The following is a 17,840-nucleotide window of genomic DNA, read 5'->3' on the forward strand; positions in this document are numbered from 1 at the left end:
CGGGCGGTTTACTAATTTCTGGGGCGCGGGGGGGGGGGGGGGGGGGCCCGCCCCCACGACCGCCTCATGGATCGCGATGACCGTATCGGAGAACGCGGAGAAGACGATGACCTTGCGCCGGTCCACGTGAGAGACGCCGCGTGGGTCGATACGACGTGCCCGCGTGGCGATCTGACTGAGCTCCGCGACAAGCTTGTCGACCTTCGGCTCCGTTTCGCTCAGGGCCTCGCTGGCCAGATCGCGCAGGTGGCGTAGGAGAGCGACGTCGGAATTCACGTCTGCTTCAAGTTCAGCTACGTGGTAGCCGCTGGCATCGTCTACCTGCTCGTCGTCGTCAAATGCTTCCACGAACGCGTCAAGGTCGTCCGAGTCTGAGGAGACCCAGTCGTTGAGTGCTTCCCCCTTCAGGACATATCCCTGGTGCAACGCGCCCAAGAACGACTCGTGGGACACGATCATGCGCTCAAGCGACGCGTGTAGCGCGTCAGGGCTGGACTCCAGCCGTTTCAACAAACCTGAGCGAAGCAGGCCAGCGTTGGTGATCTGGTACTTCAGCAAGTCCTGATCGAGGGTGTACATACTGGACAGGTAGCGGGCGAGCATCAGACGCTTGGGGTCGAGAGATCGTTCTTCCCACGCCTTGGGCGCGTGCGGGTCGGTGGGGTCGTCGAGGGCGTAGACCATCGCGTCGATGAGTTCCAGCCCGTCCTGGTCGATGTCGTAGTCGAGGCGGCGCACCTTCGGTTGGGGGAACTTGATGGTGGTCGTCTTCCCGTCTGGGCCGACGATCATCTCGTTGGCGTAGTGCTCCTTGACGAACTTTCGAGTGCGGCGGACTGCAACCTGGTCCATCAGGTCGAAGAGGTGCTCTGGGGTGAGGTTCGCGGGGTCCATCGCCTGGGCGTGCTTGATGTACTCCCGGATGCTGGGGATGCCCAGAGACGCGAATCGGGCGTCGTCACGGATGAAGTACTTGATCAATGTTTCCAGGTCCGCAAGCGAGTTGTTGACCGGTGTCGCGGTCAGCAGCACGACCTGTTTCGGCTGGCTGCCGGCGGTAATCACGCGGTCTACCGCTCCCGACCGTTGTGCAGAGGAGTTGCGTAGGTTGTGTGCTTCGTCGATCACGACCAGGGAGTAGTCCTCGATCTCCTGCATGAAGGCGTGATGACCTGGGTGGCCCGGGTCGAGACGGTTGCGTACCTCCTCGTAGGAGTAGACCTGCACCCATCTGGAGAAATCGTGCTCGTGCAGGAAGGGTCCCCACATGGATGTCTTCAACGCAGCAGGGGCCACGATCAGCACGCGTTGCCGATTGATGTTGGCAGTCCGGTAGATGACTTCGCCGGCCAGGTACGTCTTCCCGAGACCGACCTCGTCGGCGACGAGCACACCGCCGTGCTCGTCCAGCAGCCGCTCCATCCGCACAACCCCATCGGCCTGGAACCGGGTCAGGTTCAGGCCGGTCTTGATATGCGGATTCTCGTCGTCCAGGTGTGCTCCGTACAGCTCCCACAGCATCCGCAGGTAGATCAGCCACGGGTCGTGTGGGTCCCACAACCGCCCGTACAACGCGGCCAGATCGTACGGATCGCTCATTGCCCAGAAACGTTCGAACCACTCGTGCACTTTGGCGGCAGCATGGGTACCCCCACCGGTTCCCAGGTTCAACTCGGCGTTCAGTGCCAGGCCTGCGTAGGTCATGTTCGAGGAGCCGGCGATCGCGGCTTGGGTCGCAGAGTCCTCCACCAGGTATGCCTTGCCATGGAGAAATCCACCGGTGAACCGCCGAACTTCCACCCGCGCCGTCCCGTCCGGGTTGAGATGACGCAGCCACTCCACCATGCGTCTCGCGTCCGCGTCTGGCTGTCGTGCGAAGCCCATGGTGTCCCGTTCCATGGCGAGCCAGTCGTCGTGCTGCTGGACCGCAGCGCTGATTCGGGAGTCCATGGTCGCGTCATGGGCGCTGACGGCTCGGACCGCGCTTTGCTCCGGCTCTGCTCCGAGCAGCAGCCGGACACGAGGTGCTCGCTCCAGTTCGTCAGCAAGGAGGACGAACCCGCCCGGGTTGATGTATGCCGTTGCGATCGCGACGGGCGGCGGGCTTACCTTGTTCTCCCGCAGCAACCGGAAGAGCTCGTTCACCCGGTCCGCCACGCGGACCGTGGCCTCGCTCGCGAGGTGATTGGTCGCGAAGTCAGGCAGTTGCGTCATGCTTGCCCCTTCCAGCGTGCGTAGTGTTCGAGGACTGCTTCCAATCGCGGTCGGTAGTTCCAGCCACGGTGGAAGGTGTCGAAGACGTGCTCGACCTGGTCCTCGGTCAGCCCATAAAGGAGGCTGACCAGTGCGTCGAGCTCGGCGATGAGATCGTCCTTCTCGGACTGGGTCGTCACCGACCCGACCGGGACGCCCACCTCGTTGGCCCACTCTTCATATCGCTCGTCGACCGCTGCGAGCTGGGCGGCAATCTGGACGATCCGCGGTGCGATCGGCGACTCGGTGTCGAGCATGGGGATGGGCAGGCCGTTGAGGATGTGCAGGTTCATTCCCATCTCGACGTACTTGCGGGCGTACCAGTCGAGCGGGACCGACGACAGCACTCCGAGCAGATACGCCTCCGCGGAGGCCGAGCCTTCACGTCGGTACAGGTACGGCGCCTTGTTCGTCAGTGCGACAGCCGGTGGCACTAACGCCGCAATCATGGTGCGAGTGTCTGTCGACCGCGCGATGTCTCGGAACGCGATGCGCGGTCGATGCATCGGTAACGTCTCCCGATCGTCTGCCCACTCCTTAGATAGCCCGTGGAACGCGGAACTCTTGCGCTTGATCTGGCGATTCCGCTTGGTCTGCAGGGCGGCCTCGATCGTGGCTAGGTCACCGTGGGCGTACACCTCCTTGGTGCTCGGGTTCCACAGCTCGAAGCCGGCACCACCGAGCACCGGGACGGTCCCCGACCCGCGAGCGTCGAACGTAGGCCGGTCATTGGTCGCATCGAACTCACGCACTGGTCGGAAGTCCCAGCCTGGACGTCGTTCGTCCAACCTCGGAGCCTTGCGGATGGCGTTGAGTACCTGGGCAGACTGGGGGTTCGCGATCTGGGGGATGGTGGATCCAGTCGTCGCCGTCAGTGCCGATACCGCGACCTGGCCTAGTTCGTTGCGGCCGACTAGGAAGGACGTCTCGTCGAAGAACGGACCGCAAACCTGCACGTAACCCGATGGCGTATCGGATCTTCGGAATGTCACCAACGCGATCGAGTATCGAGGGTCGATCGGGAAGATCCACCTTCGCTCGTTGACCAGAGTGATCGCCTGAAGGTCGCCTACCGCGAAACTCGCCTCGCGCCAGATACTCGGTCCTGCGGCGCTCAGAATGGAACGCGGCATGACGATACCCGAGCGTCCTCCCTCTCTGAGGAGCTGAAGGAAGCGCCAAGCGAAAGCCTGGTAGAGGTCGATGTCGCCGGTCCCGAGCCCGGGGTAGGGACCCTTGAGCATGGTCTGGCGGATCTTGCCGACGACCTCTGTGAGCTCCTCCAGGTGCGACACCATGTCCGGGCGCTCCTGACGCAGCCGCTTGATCTCCGACTTGAGTTCGGCTGGCTTGAGTCCGAGCAGACCCGGCCGCACACGGAGCCAGAACTTGGGCTCCTCAACCATGAGCTCCTCCCACGGCGGGTTTCCGATGAGTACGTCGAAACCTGGATTAGATCGGAGGAACACCTCGGGGAAGAGGACTGGCATGTGTGCCGGTCGCAGCTCCTGGATGGTCTGCGTCACCTGCGGGGTGCTGGCGAGTTCGGTGATGTCGTCCTCGGTGAAGATCATCCCAGCATCGACGGCAGCGACGCGTGCGGCGACGGCGACGTCAAACACCCGTTCCGCCGGTGCTGAAGCCTCACGGGCCTGATCGAGCAGCCGCGCGGACTCCTCGATCTCCGCCTTGTTGGCCTCACCGGCGTTGGCGAGATCGACCAGGAGTGTCTTGGCGGACGCGAGGGTGTTCGTGACCACGTCGTCGAAGAACCCACTCTGGCCGGGGGCACGGTCAGGCTGTAGGACGTCCAGAGCCTCGTCGACCGTTCCGATCCCGGTCAGGGAGTCGGCATTGATGAGGCCGTGGTCGAGGTTGCTCATCGGTAGGCCGGGCACGAAAGTGTGGATCCAGAGCGCGAGACGGGCGAGCTCGACGGCCATCGGGTTGGTGTCGAGCCCGTAGATGCACCTGCGGGCGACCTGTCGTCGCAGAAGGCCTATCTCGTCGACGTCAGACTTGGCGACGTCATCCGTGCCCAGAGCTTCCTTGGCGGCGCCGGCGAGCCGGAGCAGCTCGTCAGTGACGCCGGGTACGGCGTGCTGGGCGAGGAACGTGCGCATTAGCGCTTCGATCTTGTCGACCGCAGCGACGAGGAAGTGGCCCGATCCCATGGCGAGATCGGCGACGCGGAAGTCGAAGAAGTCTCGGGCCGCAGCTGCTGGGTCGCCCTTGGTGAGGTGGTCGGCGATCCCCTCGAGGTGCGCGGTGAGCGACGGCACGAGAGATCGTTCGATGAGGTGGTCGACGAGGACCTTCGGGGTGAAGTAGGATCCGGTTGCCTTGCGTTCGCCCGAGGCGCTGTGGAAGTACACCGCGCCTGCTCTGACGTGGACCTCGTCCCCCTTCTTGGCGGGCACCCAGGCACCGTCGCGGTCGAGCGTGAGGTCCTGCTCGGCCTTGGAGAGTGAGCTTTCGAGCAGGCCTTCGTAGATGGTGCCGAACTCGCGCACGCTGAGGGACCGGAAGTCCACGGGTCCGTCGACACCGTCGCGGGTGGTGTCGATCAGCAGGTGCTTGAGGGCTGGCCCCATGGCTCGGTCCGGGATCTGGATCTTGGTGAACAGCGCGCCGTCTGGGGACCGTTCCGGGTCAGACGAGAACAGGCCTCCGTTGTACGCGGGGATCTGCCACTGGGCGTTGCCCTTGTCGATGGCGTCCCACACCTGGGTCAGGTCACGCCACAGGGTGGTGTAGTCGCCGAACTCATCGTCCGCGGCAGTGATGAGGCGTTGGGCGTTGGTCTTGAGGCTGTTCGCGTCGAAGCCTGCATTGCGGCCGGACGGTAGCAGTCCGCGGTCTTCCGCGTATGCCTGAAACAGGAGGCGGAAGAGGATACGCAGCGTGACGCGGTACGCGGTCGCAAGGCCGTCGGCGTCGAGCCGCAGTTGTGCGTGCTTGGCGAGCTGGTGGGTGACCTCGACAGCGAGCGAGGGGATGATCTCCTCGTAGATCCGCTCCCGGAGTCGGTCTCCGAGCTCGGTGGCGTACCGGGTGCTCTCGGCGAGCAGTTGGTCTGTCGTGCCGGCTACGGCCAGAGCGTCTGCGGTGAAGATCAGCGGCAGCAGCCCCGCGAACGTGGCGTCGACCGTGGAGAGGTCGATCTCGAAGTAGGTTTCGGCCTGGCCCTTGGAGCCGACACCGATACCGTCCCGGCCGGGGTAGAGGCGGATCTGGTCTTTGCGCAGGACGACCAGCCACGGAACCTCCTGCTGGGCCGCGACTGCTAGACCATAGGCGACAGGAGACAGCTGGAAGCGAGGGCTCTTGGCGTCGAACTGCTCGGTGTCGTCGAGCAGGACCGCGACTGCGCGTGACGCATCGGTGGGGGTCGACAGCAGGACGGCGCCGCCGGTCGCTGGCTTGGTCTTAAAACCGAGAGCGTCGATGAGCTTCTGTCCGCGCGTGGTCAGCATGGCGGCGCCGGCACGGTTGAGGTCGTCCCAGTCGTGACGCTGTGGAACGTTCTGGGTCAGGTGATGGGTCGCGAAGAGACCGCTGTTCGTGAAGCCTGCGACAGCGGTGGAGTCGTGGGCCTTCCGGAAGCCGGCGATGCGCTCGGTCGCCGCTAAGACATCAGGTTCGTCGAGAACTGATTGGAGTTGCCGTTGCGCCTGTTCCGTGGGTAGCTCGATGGGTTGGGCCTGCGGGTCCGGCCCGAAGAGATGAGTCGTCGAACCGTTGACGACTGCGACGACGAGCTGCAGCTGGGTCTTGCCGCGACGCGCAGCGAACAGGTCGCGAAGTGCCTGTCGCGAGGGTGGAATCGCTGACTTCCCGACGGCGACTTGAACGCCTCCTAGGCCGATCGGGTCGGGCCCGATGAAGATCTTGTCCGTCGTGACGCCGGCATGGGCTGCGGGATCGTTCCAGTTGACGGTCTTGTTTGCGTCTAGATGCATTGGCCGTTTCAGCCTTTCGGGTCGGAGGCCGGCTCTTCGGCCGGTTGGACTGGTTCAGGGACCGGCCGGAGTGTCCGTGCTGGGGTGGGAGCTGGGGCGCGGTTGGACTCGAGGGCCTCGACTGCGATGTGCCGCTCGAGCATCGCGCCGGTCGATCTGGTCTCCCGCAGCTGTTCGCGCAGGCGGCGGTTCTCCGCGGTCAGATGGTCTTGTGCAGCTCGGCGCGCTGCGCCGCAGAGGTGGTGGGCGTCATGTGATTTCTCCTGCGCTGGCCTGCCGCCAGATGCGTGGGGTGGGTCTGAACGAGAGTGGGACAAGCGAGTCCGATGGCTTAGATCGTGGAGGGCATCACAGGCCATCCTCCACGACGAGAGTGAGGAGGTCTTGGACAGTGAGCTGGCGCTCGGGATCAGCCTTGCCGTTCGCGATGACGAGACCTTCCTGGGTCAGCAGATCGATCGGGTTGCGCACGTCGTCAGGATCTTGCCAGTGGAAGTCGGGCGCGACTCGCCCGTCCCATGTCAGCACGCGGTACGCGAGCCGACACTCCGTGCATTTCGAGAGGTGGCTCGCAATGGCCTGCGCGCCTGTTCCCACCGCCTCGGCGAGGTTGAAGTAGCTCGTCCAGTGACCAGCGGGGATCGACTCAATGATCGAGTGAGTGAGTGACCAGTCAAAGCGGTTCGCGTCAGCTTGGTGCTTGTACAGCGCGAGCTCACGTTCAGTGATCTGTGGGCGGGGCCATAGCTGTACGGCCGTGGCGGCTAGGCGCTGAGCCCGCTCCTCAATTTCAGTCGAGCCCCACCCAGTTAGTTGGCCGAGCCCTTCGTTGAGTCGCAGGGGGCTGTCACGGAAACCGCCAACGATGGACTGCTTCTCCGAGAAGGGGCGGTCCGAGTACTCGGGGTTGTAGCCAGTCAGCGTGAGATTACCGAGGGTGTGCAGGTAGCGATCGTGGATCGTCTGCCAGTTCGGACCGAGGGCCTCCCGCCAGGCTGCGTTGGCGTTCTGCGGCATGATGTGCTCGATCGTGTACTCCGCAGTTGGCACGCTTTCCTTGCGGCCCACGTTTTCGAGCTTGCGGAAGAGATAGCCCCGCCGCGGGGTGTGGTACATGTCGGAGGTCGTGAGCGCGTCGGCAAACTCCTCGTCGGTGGGGAAGCGACGGTAGTCCGGCAGGTTCAACAGACGCGCGCACACGCTCGTCGCGTAGTTGTTGCGGTCGATGGACGCTGCGAGAGTCGCAAACGTCTTGTTGAGGCTGTTCGTGGGGATGCGGCAGATGGCGCGGCGGAATAGGTATGCAATCTCGGCGTCAAGAATCCGGGCGAATTCGTCTTCAGAAAGCTGCCCAGCAACGAAGTCGGCGTACAACTGGAGCTGGAACGGGTACGCGACAGTGGCCAACTGGTCGATGTCATCGAAGCGTGTAGCGAGCGAGGCGCGCGGCTCAGCGCCGAGTGCCATGGCAGCGAACCACTTCGCGTTCTGAGCGAGATCGGTAACGAGGTCCTCGCGCGAAGAGGGGCTCTCGTCGAATGAGTAGGCGTACGACTTGAACGCCTCGTAGATGTCATCGATACGGGGGATCTTGTTGGTCTTGAGGGTGAGGTAGTGACGGACGAACTCATCGAACCGGTGCTCGTTCTGTCCCTTGAAGCGTTGTTCCATGGGGTGCCAGAAGGCCTCGTAGAGACGTATCTGCTCAGCGGACTCCAAGTCCATCAGGACGAAGTTGCGGATGAGGTCGGCCTGAGAGAGCCGCTTCCCCGTGGCGTTCATGGATTCGAAGACGAGCTGCGGGTCGTCGGCGCCTCGGGTGAGCTTCACGTCCACCACGACGAGCTTGTCGAGGCCTCGACAGACGGCGGCCACGTTTTCGGAGTTGTGAGCCAACTGCTCCACGAAGTAGCGGTAGTTGGTGATGACTCGAGAGTCTGTCTCGGGCAAGGGGGTCCCCTGGACGACAGCCTTCAGGGCGTCCTTGTCGCGCTGGGTCAGTGTCAACTTGAAGTGGGCATCACCGGAGTTGTATGGATTGGTCAGGAACTGGCCACGGATCTTCTCTGGTGCAAAGCCTGCCACTGGCTCCTGCTGCTCGGGGGGCAGCGCGCTCAGGTGTTCCACGAGAGCGGCCAGGAGAAGGGTCACGGTGGTGACGCGCTGTTGACCGTCGATGATTAGATCCGGTTCGCGCGACGTGTTGGTGCCCTGACCGCTCTCGATGTAGACGATCGAACCCGTGAAGTGGTTGCTCAAGCGCTCGCGGTTGCCAGCTCGCAGTATGTCCGTCCACAGTTGAGCGCACTCATCCGTTCCCCAGGAGTACACACGCTGATAGATCGGGACGATAAAGCACTCTGCCTTCTTCAGCAGCTCCAGCAGATTCGTGTCAACGGCTTTCACCGACTGCCCTCCACTCAGCAGATTTCTCACTCACGAGGACGTTCCCGTAGCTCGAGCGGCGCCCGGGCTGGGTTGACCGCCCATCCTGCTGGCTTGAGACTCTCGTGCCCACGAGGATGAGCGTCCCGCCGAGCGTATCGCGTGGGCAGCGAGTGGAACTCGCCATTGGAGCAAGCGTCTGCCGGTGTCGTCTTGCGCGCTCGTGAACGGGCAGTTCCCGCAAGGACGTTTCGATCCTGGGTGTCTCCACCCTGGCGACGTGACCCGCGTCATGGAGCCTCAGCCCAGTGCCGGCTGGTCGATAGCACCCAGGCCCCGGATCGATCGGCCGGGCGCCTCCTTAAGGACGCACACCACTGACGCGTCGAGCGTGAGAGAGTCCCAATCATGAGCACATCTCCCCTCGAGGGCGTCCGCGTCGTCAGCCTCGCGCCGAACCTTCCCGGGCCTGCGGCAGCCAGGCACTTCGTCCGACTCGGGGCGCAGGTGACGAAGGTCGAGCCGCCGAGTGGTGACTTCATGGAGGCCGCCGCGCCCGCCTACTACCGCGAACTCACCGCGGGGCAGGAGATCGTCACGCACGACCTCAAGTCCGAAGAGGGCAAGGCCGCGCTCGACGACCTGCTCGCCGACGCCGACATCCTGCTCACCTCGTCGCGCCCGTCGGCCCTCACCAAGCTCGGCCTCGGCTGGGACGCCCTGCACGCCGCCCACCCGCGGCTCGTGCACGTCGCCATCGTCGGGCACCCCGGCGACGAAGCCGAGATCGCCGGCCACGACCTCACCTACCAAGCCGTCAACGGAACCCTCGACCCGCCGTCGCTTCCCCGCGTCCTCATGGCCGACCTCGGCGGCGCCGAACGCGCCGTCTCCGCCGGCCTCGCCGCCCTCGTCGAACGCTCCCGCACCGGCGCAGGCAGCTACTGCGAGGTCGCGCTCAGCGACGTCGCCTACGACTTCGCCGCCCCCGCCCGTCACGGCATGACGACGCCCGACGGCCCACTCGGCGGCTCGCTGCCGCAATACGCGCTCTACCGAGCATCCGACGGCTGGGTCGCCGTCGCCGCCCTCGAGGGCCACTTCTGGGCCCGCCTACGCGACGCCCTCGACCTGCCCGACGGGCCGGACGCAGCCAGCGCGCTGAGCGCAGCCCTCGCCACCCGCACCGCTGCGGAGTGGGAGGAATGGGCGCGCGAACGCGACATCCCGATCGCGGCCTGCGCGGCACCGTCGAAGGGGCAGGGCTGAACCTCTGACACGAGCGCCCGCGACCTGCTCGCCGACGTGCGGACACCCCTCCCGGCTGCGCACGCGGTTGTGGTGTCATCGCCTCCATGGGAGCGATCGCCGTCCTCGTCGCCGGAATCCTGTGGGGCACCACCGGGCTGACGGCGCACTACGCGCCGGCCGGGTCGAGCCCCTTCGCCATCGGGGCCGGCTCGATGGGCCTCGGCGGGCTCGTCATGGCCCTCGTCGGCCATGCCGGCGCAGCGCGCCGCGCACCCTGGCGCCCCATCCGCACGCCACTCGCGTGGGGCGTCGCGTGCCTCACCGTCTACCCGATGTGCTTCTACGGCGCGATGCACTACGCCGGCATCACCGTCGGCACCGCGATCAACATCGGCAGCGCGCCCCTCATGGCCATGGCTATCGAACGAGCGACGGGCCGGGCCGCGTTCACCCGACGCAAGCTCGGATCGGCGGCCCTGGCCGTCCTCGGACTCGTGCTGCTGTCCATCGGCGGCGCCGGCCACGGGGGAGCCTCGAACGCTGCGAACCCGCCACTCGGCATCGCCCTCGGCCTCGCGGCGGGCCTGACGTACGCCGGCTACTCGGCGAGCGCGCACGAGATGATCCGACGCGGCTGCCCCTCCGGCAGCGCGATGGGCCGCATGTTCGGCGTCGCCGGCCTCTTCCTCGTGCCGTTCTACCTTGCGACGGGTGGGCCGCTGCTCACCGAACCCCGAGGCTGGGGCGTCATGGCGTACCTCGCCCTCGTCCCGATGGCCTTCGCCTACCTCCTCTTCGGCTACGGCCTCCGGACGACGTCGGCGTCCACCGCGGTGACGCTGACGCTCGTCGAACCCGTCGTCGCCGCCGTGCTCGCAGTTCTCGTCGTCAAGGAGGAGATGGGGATGCTCGGCTGGCTGGGCATGGCCCTCGTCCTGCTCGGCGTGCTGGCGCTGGGGCGCGAGGGGCAACCCCTACCCGCCGACGAGGAAGCCGCCGCCATCCCCTGACCACCGATGTTGAGCGGGCACCGCGGCACCGGTCCCGCGATTCCCAGGCACCATCGCCGCGTCAGGCGCGACGCAGCACGCGCAGCGAGCCGGTGACGCTCACCTGCTCGAAGCCCTCGGCCAGCGCCCGCTCCACGACGTGCCAGGGCGCCTGACCGCCGTCATTCGGGTCGGGGAAGACGTCGTGGACGGCGAGCAACCCACCCGGCGCCACGTGCTGCGCGAACGCCGCATAGTCGTGCTGCGCCATCTCCTCGACGTGGTTGCCGTCGAGGAAGAGGAACTCCACCGGAGTGCTCCACCACGCGGCCACCTGCTCCGTCGTCGCGACAACCGCCGAGACGACATCCTTGACGTGCTCATCCCAGGTGCGGCGGAAACTCGGCAGCGTGTCGAGCAAGCCCGAGTGCTCATCCACCATCGACGTGTCGTGCCACTCCCACCCCGGCTGGTTCTCCTCGCTGCCGTGGTGATGATCGACCGTGACGATCTGGGTACCGCCCACCTCGCGGGCCGCCTGCGCGAGCAGCACCGTCGACTTGCCGCAGTACGTGCCGATCTCCAGCCACGTTCCGGGACGGGCCGTGCACGCCGCCTCGAAGAGCGCACGGCCTTCGTCGAGGGGCATGAAGCCGGTCGTGGCATCGAACGCGTCGAGCACGTTCCGGGGCAGCTCGGGGCTGTTCGTCGTCATGGGGTCTCCTGCGTCGAGGGCTGGAAGGCCGTGGGTTCGAGGCGTGGCGACGCGGAGGAGTCCTCGTCGCCGGCCCACGTCATGGCGTGGAAGAGATTCGCTGCGGGCGTGAGCCCGTCGAGGGCGTCCGCGGCGAGGAGGACGGCGCCGGCGGTCCAGCCCGTGCGTTCCTCGGGCCAGATGGCGGCGTCGTCGACGACGTAGCCCGTCCAGTACGCGCCCTCGTTGTCGCGCAGCTGCTGGATCTCGGCGAACACCTGGCGCGCTCGCTCCCTGGCCTGCGTTTCGTGCGGGGTGTCGTCGAGGCAGCACAGCGCCATGACGAGCTCGGCGCTCTCGCCGCCGGTCACCCACGGCCGATCGTCGACGCAGCGGACGCCCTGGCCGGCCCAGACGAAGCGCTCCCAACCGTCGTCGAGACGGGTTCGGGCCGCGTCACCGGTGAGTGCGCCGCCGAGAACCGGGTAGAACCAGTCCATCGAGAAGCGGTCACGGTCGGCGAAGCCGGTGGGCGAGCGGCGCACCGCATGGGCCAGTCGCCGTCCCGCGGCGAGCCAGTCGCTCGCGTCGTGGCCGAGGCGCATCGCGAGAGCACACGCGGCCCACAACGACTGCAGGATGCTCGCGTTGCCCGTCAACAGCGCGTGATCACCCAGGCCACCGCGCGGGTTGATCGCCCACGCGATCGTGCCGTCGTTACGCTGCGCCGTCAGGACGTGGTTGATCGCATCGCGCACCATCGGCCAGTAGCGCGCGCCGACCTCGTCCTCACCGGTCGCGAGCACGTAGTGCCATACGCCGACGGCCGGGTAGGCACACTGGTTCGTGTCGCTCTCGGCGTGGACGACAGCGCCATCACGCACCTCCATCGGCCACGACCCGTCAGGACGCTGGGTATGCGCCAAGTGGTCCAAACCCGCTCGGGCGCAGGCGAGCAGCCGCTCACCCTCCACCTCGTCGGTCGCGCCAACGACGACGCCCGAAACCGTCAGGCCCATGAGCGCCTCGGTGTGGTTCCACGCGTCCCACTGCCCACCGGGAAACCACGGTAGCGCGCCGCCGTCACCCTGCATCCGGGCGAGAAACGCACCGGTCTCGGCGATCTGCGCTGCGGTGAGGGCGGGCGGCATCAGACCTGGGCGGGCTTGCGCAGGTAGACGACGAAGCTCTTGCCCATGACGGGGTTGAGCGCCTTCTCGGCGGTGCGCGTCAGCTTGGGCGCCTTCATCATGTCCCACACGAGCAGGCGGTGGTAGGCCTTCACCGCGGGGTTGGTGTCGTTGTCGACCCCCACGGCGCACTTGAGCCACCAGTACGGCGAGTGCAGCGCGTGGGCGTGGTGCGTCGCGAACGCCTCGAGGCCCTGACGCTCGAGCCGCTTCGTCAGGTCCGAGCCCTTGTTGATGCGCACGTGGCCGCCCTCGACCTCGTGGTACGGCGTGGAGAGCATCCAGCAGATCTTCTCCGGCCAGTACCGCGGCACCGTCACCGCGACGAGCCCGCCGGGCTTCGTCACGCGCGCGATCTCGGCCATCGCGGTCTCGTCGTCGACGATGTGCTCGAGCACCTCGGAGGCGATGACGCGGTCGAAGCTCGCGTCGTCGAAGGGCATCTGCCGCGCGTCCCCGGCCACGGTGCGGTACGCGCCCGACGCCGGCACCTGACCCTCGGCGTCCATGGCGCCGAACATGGTGGAGACCTCGGCGAGGTCGTCCTCGTTGAGGTCGAACGCTGTGACGTCGCCGCCGCGGCGCAGGGCCTCGTAGCTGTGACGGCCCTGACCGCACCCGACGTCGAGCACACTCATCCCGGGCTCGACGGGGAAACGATCGAAATCAACGGTCAGCACGGGCGATCTCCTGCTCGTAGACACGGACGGTGGCGCGGGCGACGGCCCGCCAACTGTACGTGGATTCCGCACGGGCGCGCCCGTGCATCGCGAATTCGTCCCGCAGGGAGGGATCCGCGAGAAGGCGTTCGATGCCCTCGGCCAGGGCCGTCGTGTCACCCGGCTCGACGAGCAGACCGGCATCACCGCACTCGTCGTCGGGCGTGCCTTCGACGAGCTGTGGCAGCGCGCCGACGCGGGAGGCGACAAGCGGCGTGCCGCACGCCATCGCCTCGACGGCCGGCAGCGAGAAGCCCTCGTAGAGGCTCGGCACGACGTGCACCTCGGCGCTCGCGATGAGGCCGGCGAGTGCCTCGTCGCTGATGCCGCTGACGAAGCGGACCTTCTCCTCGATGCCGTGACGCGCGAGCCGTCGTCGTGCGGCGCCGTTCGCCGTGCCGACGACGACGAGTTCGCTCCAGGCGTCCGAGGGCAGCTGAGCCACGGCGTCGAGGAGCATGTCGAGACCCTTGAGCGGCACGTTGGCGCTCGTGATCGTGGTGAGTCGCCCCGCCACCTTCTGCTCCGGCCTCGGCGTGAAGACGTCGACGGCCACGCCCACCGGGACGACGTGGAGGCGCTGCGGGTCCACACCGAACTCGCGGACGATGTCGTCGCGGCTGCCGTCACTCACCGTGATGATGCGGCTGCTCGCGCGGGCGACGCGGGCTTGCATGGGCACGAACGAGTACCAGCGCCACTTCGTGTACTTGCGCCACGGCGTGCGGGCGTCAGCGATTTCGAGGCGCCGGTCGGCGCTGATCGGGTGGTGGATCGTCGTGACGACCGGCAGCCCGGCGCGTTCGACGGCGAGGATGCCGGGCGCGAGGGTCTGGTTGTCGTGCAGGACGTCGAACTCGCGGACGCGCGGTGTGAGAAGGCGACGCAGACGACGCCCGAAGGTGCGCGGCTCGGGGAAGGTGCCCGAGAGCATCCCGGCGAACTCCGCGACGTCAAGGGCGTCACGGAACTCCGAGCGCGCGGGGCGGCGGAACGGGTTCTCGTCGTTGTAGAGGTCGAGGCTCGGCACCTTCTCGAGGCGCACGCCCTCGTCGAGTTCGGGGTAGGGCTGGCCGGAGAACACCGTCACCTCGTGGCCGAGCGCCACGAGCTCGCGGCTGAGGTTGCGCACGTAGATGCCCTGCCCGCCGCTGTGCGGTTTGCTGCGGTAGGAGGACAGGGCGATGCGCATCGTGACGAGTCCTTCGGCCGTGGGGGACGGGTGGCTTCGCACGTACTGTACGGCGCCGCAACCGAGCCGGATGTCAGGGCCGGCATTCTCCGACGGGCCGGAGAAACCCACCGGGCGCCAAACCACTGTCGACTCGATCGTCCGGATAGCCTCTCGATGGTTTTCAGGTCACCCATGTGAAGGAGCGTCCGTGTCGTCAGCGTCAGCACCCGCCACGCCGAGCGGGCTCGCCCCGAGGAACTCGGTGATGAGCAACATCGCCCGCGGCAGCCTCGGCAACCTCATCGAGTGGTTCGACTTCTACAACTACGCCGTCTTCACCACCTACATCGCGAACAACTTCTTCGCGAAGGGTGACGAGACACAGGCGATGCTCGACACCTGGGCCGTCTTCGCCATCACCTTCCTCATGCGGCCGATCGGCTCCTGGTTCTTCGGCCGCTTCGCCGATCGCCGCGGGCGCCGCGCCGCCCTGACGACGTCGGTGCTCCTCATGGCGCTCGGCACCCTCCTCATCGGCGCGGCGCCGACGTACGAACAGATCGGTATCTGGGCCACGGTTCTCCTGTGGGTGGGACGCGCGATCAGTGGCTTCAGCGTCGGCGGTGAGTACGGCACCACGGCGGCGTACATGTCGGAGATCGCCACCCCGAACCGTCGCGGCTTCTACTCGAGCTTCCAGTACGTCACCCTCGTCGGAGGGCAGGTGCTCGCCGCACTGTTGCAGGTCTTTCTCCTCCAGGTCCTGACGAAGGATCAGATGCACGACTGGGGTTGGCGCATCCCGTTCTTCATCGGAGCCGTCGGCGCGCTCGCCGTCCTGTGGCTGCGTCGCGGCATGGACGAGACGGCCACGGCCGCCGTCGAGGGCCAGGCCAAGCAGCCGGGATCGCTCGGCGTCCTGCTGCGCGAGTACTGGCGTCCGTTCGTCATCGTCATCGGCCTGACGATCGGCGGAACGACCTCGTTCTACGTCTACACGACGCTCATGCAGAGCTACATGAAGAAGGTGGCCGGCCTCGACGCCGACACCGTGGCCACCGTCAACCTCTGCGCACTGGCGATCTTCATGGTCATCCACCCGTTCTACGGCATGCTGTCGGACCGCATCGGACGCCGCACGATGCTGCTCATCTTCGGCGTCGGCTCCCTGCTCATCACGTGGCCGGTGCTCGGCGCGATCCGCTCGGTCGAGTCCGCCCTCACGGCGTTCGGACTGCAGTTGTTCGCCCTGCTCGTCGTCGGGTTCTACACGTCGGTCAACGCCGTCGTGAAGGCCGAGCTGTTCCCGACGCGCATCCGCGCCCTCGGCGTCGGTCTGGGCTACGGCTTGGCCAACGCACTCTTCGGCGGTACGGCGCCGTACATCGGTACGTGGTTCGCCTCGAACGGCAACGAGAAGGGCTTCCGCGTCTACCTCCTGTGCTGCGTCGCCGTTTCGCTCGCTGTCTTCCTGTGGGGGCTGCGCAACAAGGAGTTCAGCCACCTCGACCGCGACTTCGGCTCGGCCTGGGGCCACGACGAGGACGGCCGGCATGCGGTGAAGGAACCGGCCGACACCACGGCTCGTTGATGCGGTGAGGGGCGTCGACTCGACCTCGATGCCGAAGAAGTCTCACCAGGAAGGATGACGACGATGTCCGACCTCACACGCTGCGCTGCGGTGGGCGCAGCCGGCGCCCTCAGCGGACTCCTGCCGATCGGCAAGCTCCACGGCGCGGGCCGCGTCGCCTACGTCGCGATTCCGGGCGCTCTGGGCGCCGGTGCTGCGACCTACCTGTTGCGGGAGGAGCCCATGAACAAGCGGGTCGCAGCGGGTGCGCTGACGGGCGGCGCGCTTATGCTCGGCCAGTCGCTCGCCGTCACGCTCGATCGCGCGGCCGTTGGGTGGCTGGACCAACGCGGTGTCGCCCGTCCCCGCCTCGTCATCGCGGGTGTCTCCGCCGTCATCGGCGCCGTGGTGGAGTACCTGGACGACGAGTCGGCGGCAACCGACGCCACCTGAACCGGCGACGACGCAGCTGGGCAGACCTGCCTGCTCGTGGGCAGTGTTCAACTCGGCCCGATCGCAGGAAAGTCTGCCCACCGCCCCGCGGGGTGTGGGCCACCCGACACACCGCAGGCGGGAAGGGATAGCGCGGCTCGGATGTTTGAATGAACGACGACCCACAATCTTCCCGAGGAGCAGCCCCCGTGGCCACCATTGACCTCACCGGTGAGAAGTTCACCGAGACCATCGAGAACAACGACATCGTCCTCGTCGACTTCTGGGCGGCGTGGTGCGGCCCGTGTCGTCAGTTCGCGCCCGTCTTCGAGGAGGCGAGCAACAAGCACGAGGACATCGTCTTCGCGAAGGTCGACACGGACGCCGAGCAGGAACTCGCGGCGGCGGCGAACATCCAGTCGATCCCGACGCTCATGGCGTTCCGTGACGGCCTCATGGTCTTCTCCAACTCCGGCGTGCTGCCGGCGAACGCCGTTGACGACCTCATCCGTCAGATCCGCGAACTGCCCATGGACGACATCCGCGCGCAGGTGGAGGCCGAAGCCAAGGGTGCAGCCCCGGCGGGCGGCGGCTGCGGTTGCGGCGGCTGCAACTGCGGGGGAGCCAACAACGGCTGACCTCGATGGTCCTTTCCGACGATGAGATCGCGGCGCTCAGCACGGCTGAGCGCCGCGATCTCATCGAACGCCTGCAACGTCCGATGAACGACGTTCTGCCCACGCACATCCGCACGATCCGCAGGGTCCGCCTCGGCCTCATGATCAGTGGCGCCATCGTGCTCGTGCCGTGGGTGCTCTACCTCAACCTCACGCTGCCGGTGCAGTACCGGGCACACAACTGGCGCTACACGTGGGTCGGCTTCGACCTGCTCCTCGCCACGCTCATGGCACTCACGGCGTACTGCGGATGGCGCCGCAAGCAGGTCGTCATGCCACTCTCGTTCGCCACCGGCGTTCTGCTCGCGTGCGACGCCTGGTTCGACGTCATGACGGCGGCACCCGCAGAACGCGGCGAGTCCCTCCTGTCGGCGGGGTTGCTCGAGCTGCCGCTCGCGTTCGTCATGATCGCCGGTTCTCTGCGTCTGCTTCGGGTGGGCGCGCTGCGCAGCTACCGCCTCCACGACAGCGAGTCGCTATGGAGCCTCACCATCCCCGCGGCCTGGATCGAGCGAACCCCCCGCCGTTGAGGCGTGCCAGGATG

13 protein-coding genes are annotated in these 17,840 nt (G+C 66.7%); 6 read left to right on the forward strand and 7 right to left on the reverse strand.

Annotated features, from left to right (window positions below):
• The 3 genes from K9D12_RS13310 to K9D12_RS13320 form a co-directional block, all read right to left on the reverse strand.
• On the reverse strand, window positions 1-2,214 hold a 2,214-nt coding region (locus tag K9D12_RS13310), incomplete at its 3' end, for an SNF2-related protein (protein ID WP_225911296.1).
• Complete coding sequence (locus K9D12_RS13315; RefSeq protein ID WP_223060462.1) at window positions 2,211-6,215, reverse strand: hypothetical protein; 4,005 nt, start codon at window positions 6,213-6,215, stop codon at window positions 2,211-2,213. The genes K9D12_RS13310 and K9D12_RS13315, both read right to left, overlap by 4 nt.
• 348 nt (window positions 6,216-6,563) lie before the next feature.
• Complete coding sequence (locus K9D12_RS13320; RefSeq protein WP_223060463.1) at window positions 6,564-8,621, reverse strand: DUF262 domain-containing protein; 2,058 nt, start codon at window positions 8,619-8,621, stop codon at window positions 6,564-6,566.
• Between the two features lie 387 nt (window positions 8,622-9,008).
• On the opposite strand from K9D12_RS13320, the gene K9D12_RS13325 reads away from it, so the two are divergent.
• Both K9D12_RS13325 and K9D12_RS13330 read left to right on the forward strand, forming a co-directional pair.
• On the forward strand, window positions 9,009-9,869 hold the full coding sequence (locus tag K9D12_RS13325) for a CaiB/BaiF CoA-transferase family protein (protein WP_223060464.1): 861 nt from the start codon (window positions 9,009-9,011) through the stop codon (window positions 9,867-9,869).
• An 86-nt stretch (window positions 9,870-9,955) separates the two neighbouring features.
• Window positions 9,956-10,861, forward strand: coding sequence for a DMT family transporter (locus K9D12_RS13330; protein ID WP_223060465.1), 906 nt, complete (start codon window positions 9,956-9,958; stop codon window positions 10,859-10,861).
• Between the two features lie 61 nt (window positions 10,862-10,922).
• Here K9D12_RS13330 and K9D12_RS13335 read toward each other — a convergent pair whose 3' ends face one another.
• Genes K9D12_RS13335 through K9D12_RS13350 form a run of 4 tightly spaced genes read right to left on the reverse strand, consistent with a single transcriptional unit; the run spans window position 10,923 to window position 14,635 of the window.
• The gene (locus K9D12_RS13335; protein WP_223060466.1) at window positions 10,923-11,555 is read right to left on the reverse strand and encodes a class I SAM-dependent methyltransferase; all 633 of its coding nucleotides are present in this window, start codon (window positions 11,553-11,555) and stop codon (window positions 10,923-10,925) included.
• Entirely contained in the window at window positions 11,552-12,685 is a 1,134-nt protein-coding gene (locus tag K9D12_RS13340; RefSeq protein ID WP_223060467.1) for a prenyltransferase, read from the reverse strand. Before K9D12_RS13340 ends, K9D12_RS13335 begins: the two co-directional genes overlap by 4 nt.
• The gene (locus K9D12_RS13345) at window positions 12,685-13,404 is read right to left on the reverse strand and encodes a class I SAM-dependent methyltransferase (RefSeq protein WP_223060468.1); all 720 of its coding nucleotides are present in this window, start codon (window positions 13,402-13,404) and stop codon (window positions 12,685-12,687) included. Before K9D12_RS13345 ends, K9D12_RS13340 begins: the two co-directional genes overlap by 1 nt.
• A complete protein-coding gene (locus K9D12_RS13350; protein WP_223060469.1) occupies window positions 13,391-14,635 on the reverse strand; it encodes a glycosyltransferase family 4 protein in 1,245 nt (414 codons plus the stop codon). The genes K9D12_RS13345 and K9D12_RS13350 overlap by 14 nt, the downstream gene beginning before the upstream one ends.
• A gap of 247 nt (window positions 14,636-14,882) precedes the next feature.
• On the opposite strand from K9D12_RS13350, the gene K9D12_RS13355 reads away from it, so the two are divergent.
• The 4 genes from K9D12_RS13355 (at window position 14,883) to K9D12_RS13370 (ending at window position 17,826) form a co-directional block, all read left to right on the forward strand.
• Window positions 14,883-16,208, forward strand: a complete 1,326-nt coding sequence (locus tag K9D12_RS13355; RefSeq protein WP_223060470.1) for an MFS transporter — start codon at window positions 14,883-14,885, stop codon at window positions 16,206-16,208.
• Between the two features lie 63 nt (window positions 16,209-16,271).
• Window positions 16,272-16,640, forward strand: coding sequence for a hypothetical protein (locus tag K9D12_RS13360; protein ID WP_223060471.1), 369 nt, complete (start codon window positions 16,272-16,274; stop codon window positions 16,638-16,640).
• Between the two features lie 188 nt (window positions 16,641-16,828).
• Window positions 16,829-17,257 carry a thioredoxin gene (gene trxA / locus K9D12_RS13365; protein ID WP_223060472.1) on the forward strand — a complete coding sequence of 143 codons (429 nt, stop codon included), beginning with the start codon at window positions 16,829-16,831 and terminating at the stop codon, window positions 17,255-17,257.
• Between the two features lie 5 nt (window positions 17,258-17,262).
• Window positions 17,263-17,826 carry a hypothetical protein gene (locus K9D12_RS13370; protein ID WP_197078944.1) on the forward strand — a complete coding sequence of 188 codons (564 nt, stop codon included), beginning with the start codon at window positions 17,263-17,265 and terminating at the stop codon, window positions 17,824-17,826.
• The last annotated feature ends 14 nt before the right edge of the window (window positions 17,827-17,840 follow it).

The organism is Dermacoccus sp. Tok2021 (genome assembly GCF_019895135.1).
GTDB lineage: Bacteria > Actinomycetota > Actinomycetes > Actinomycetales > Dermatophilaceae > Dermacoccus > Dermacoccus abyssi.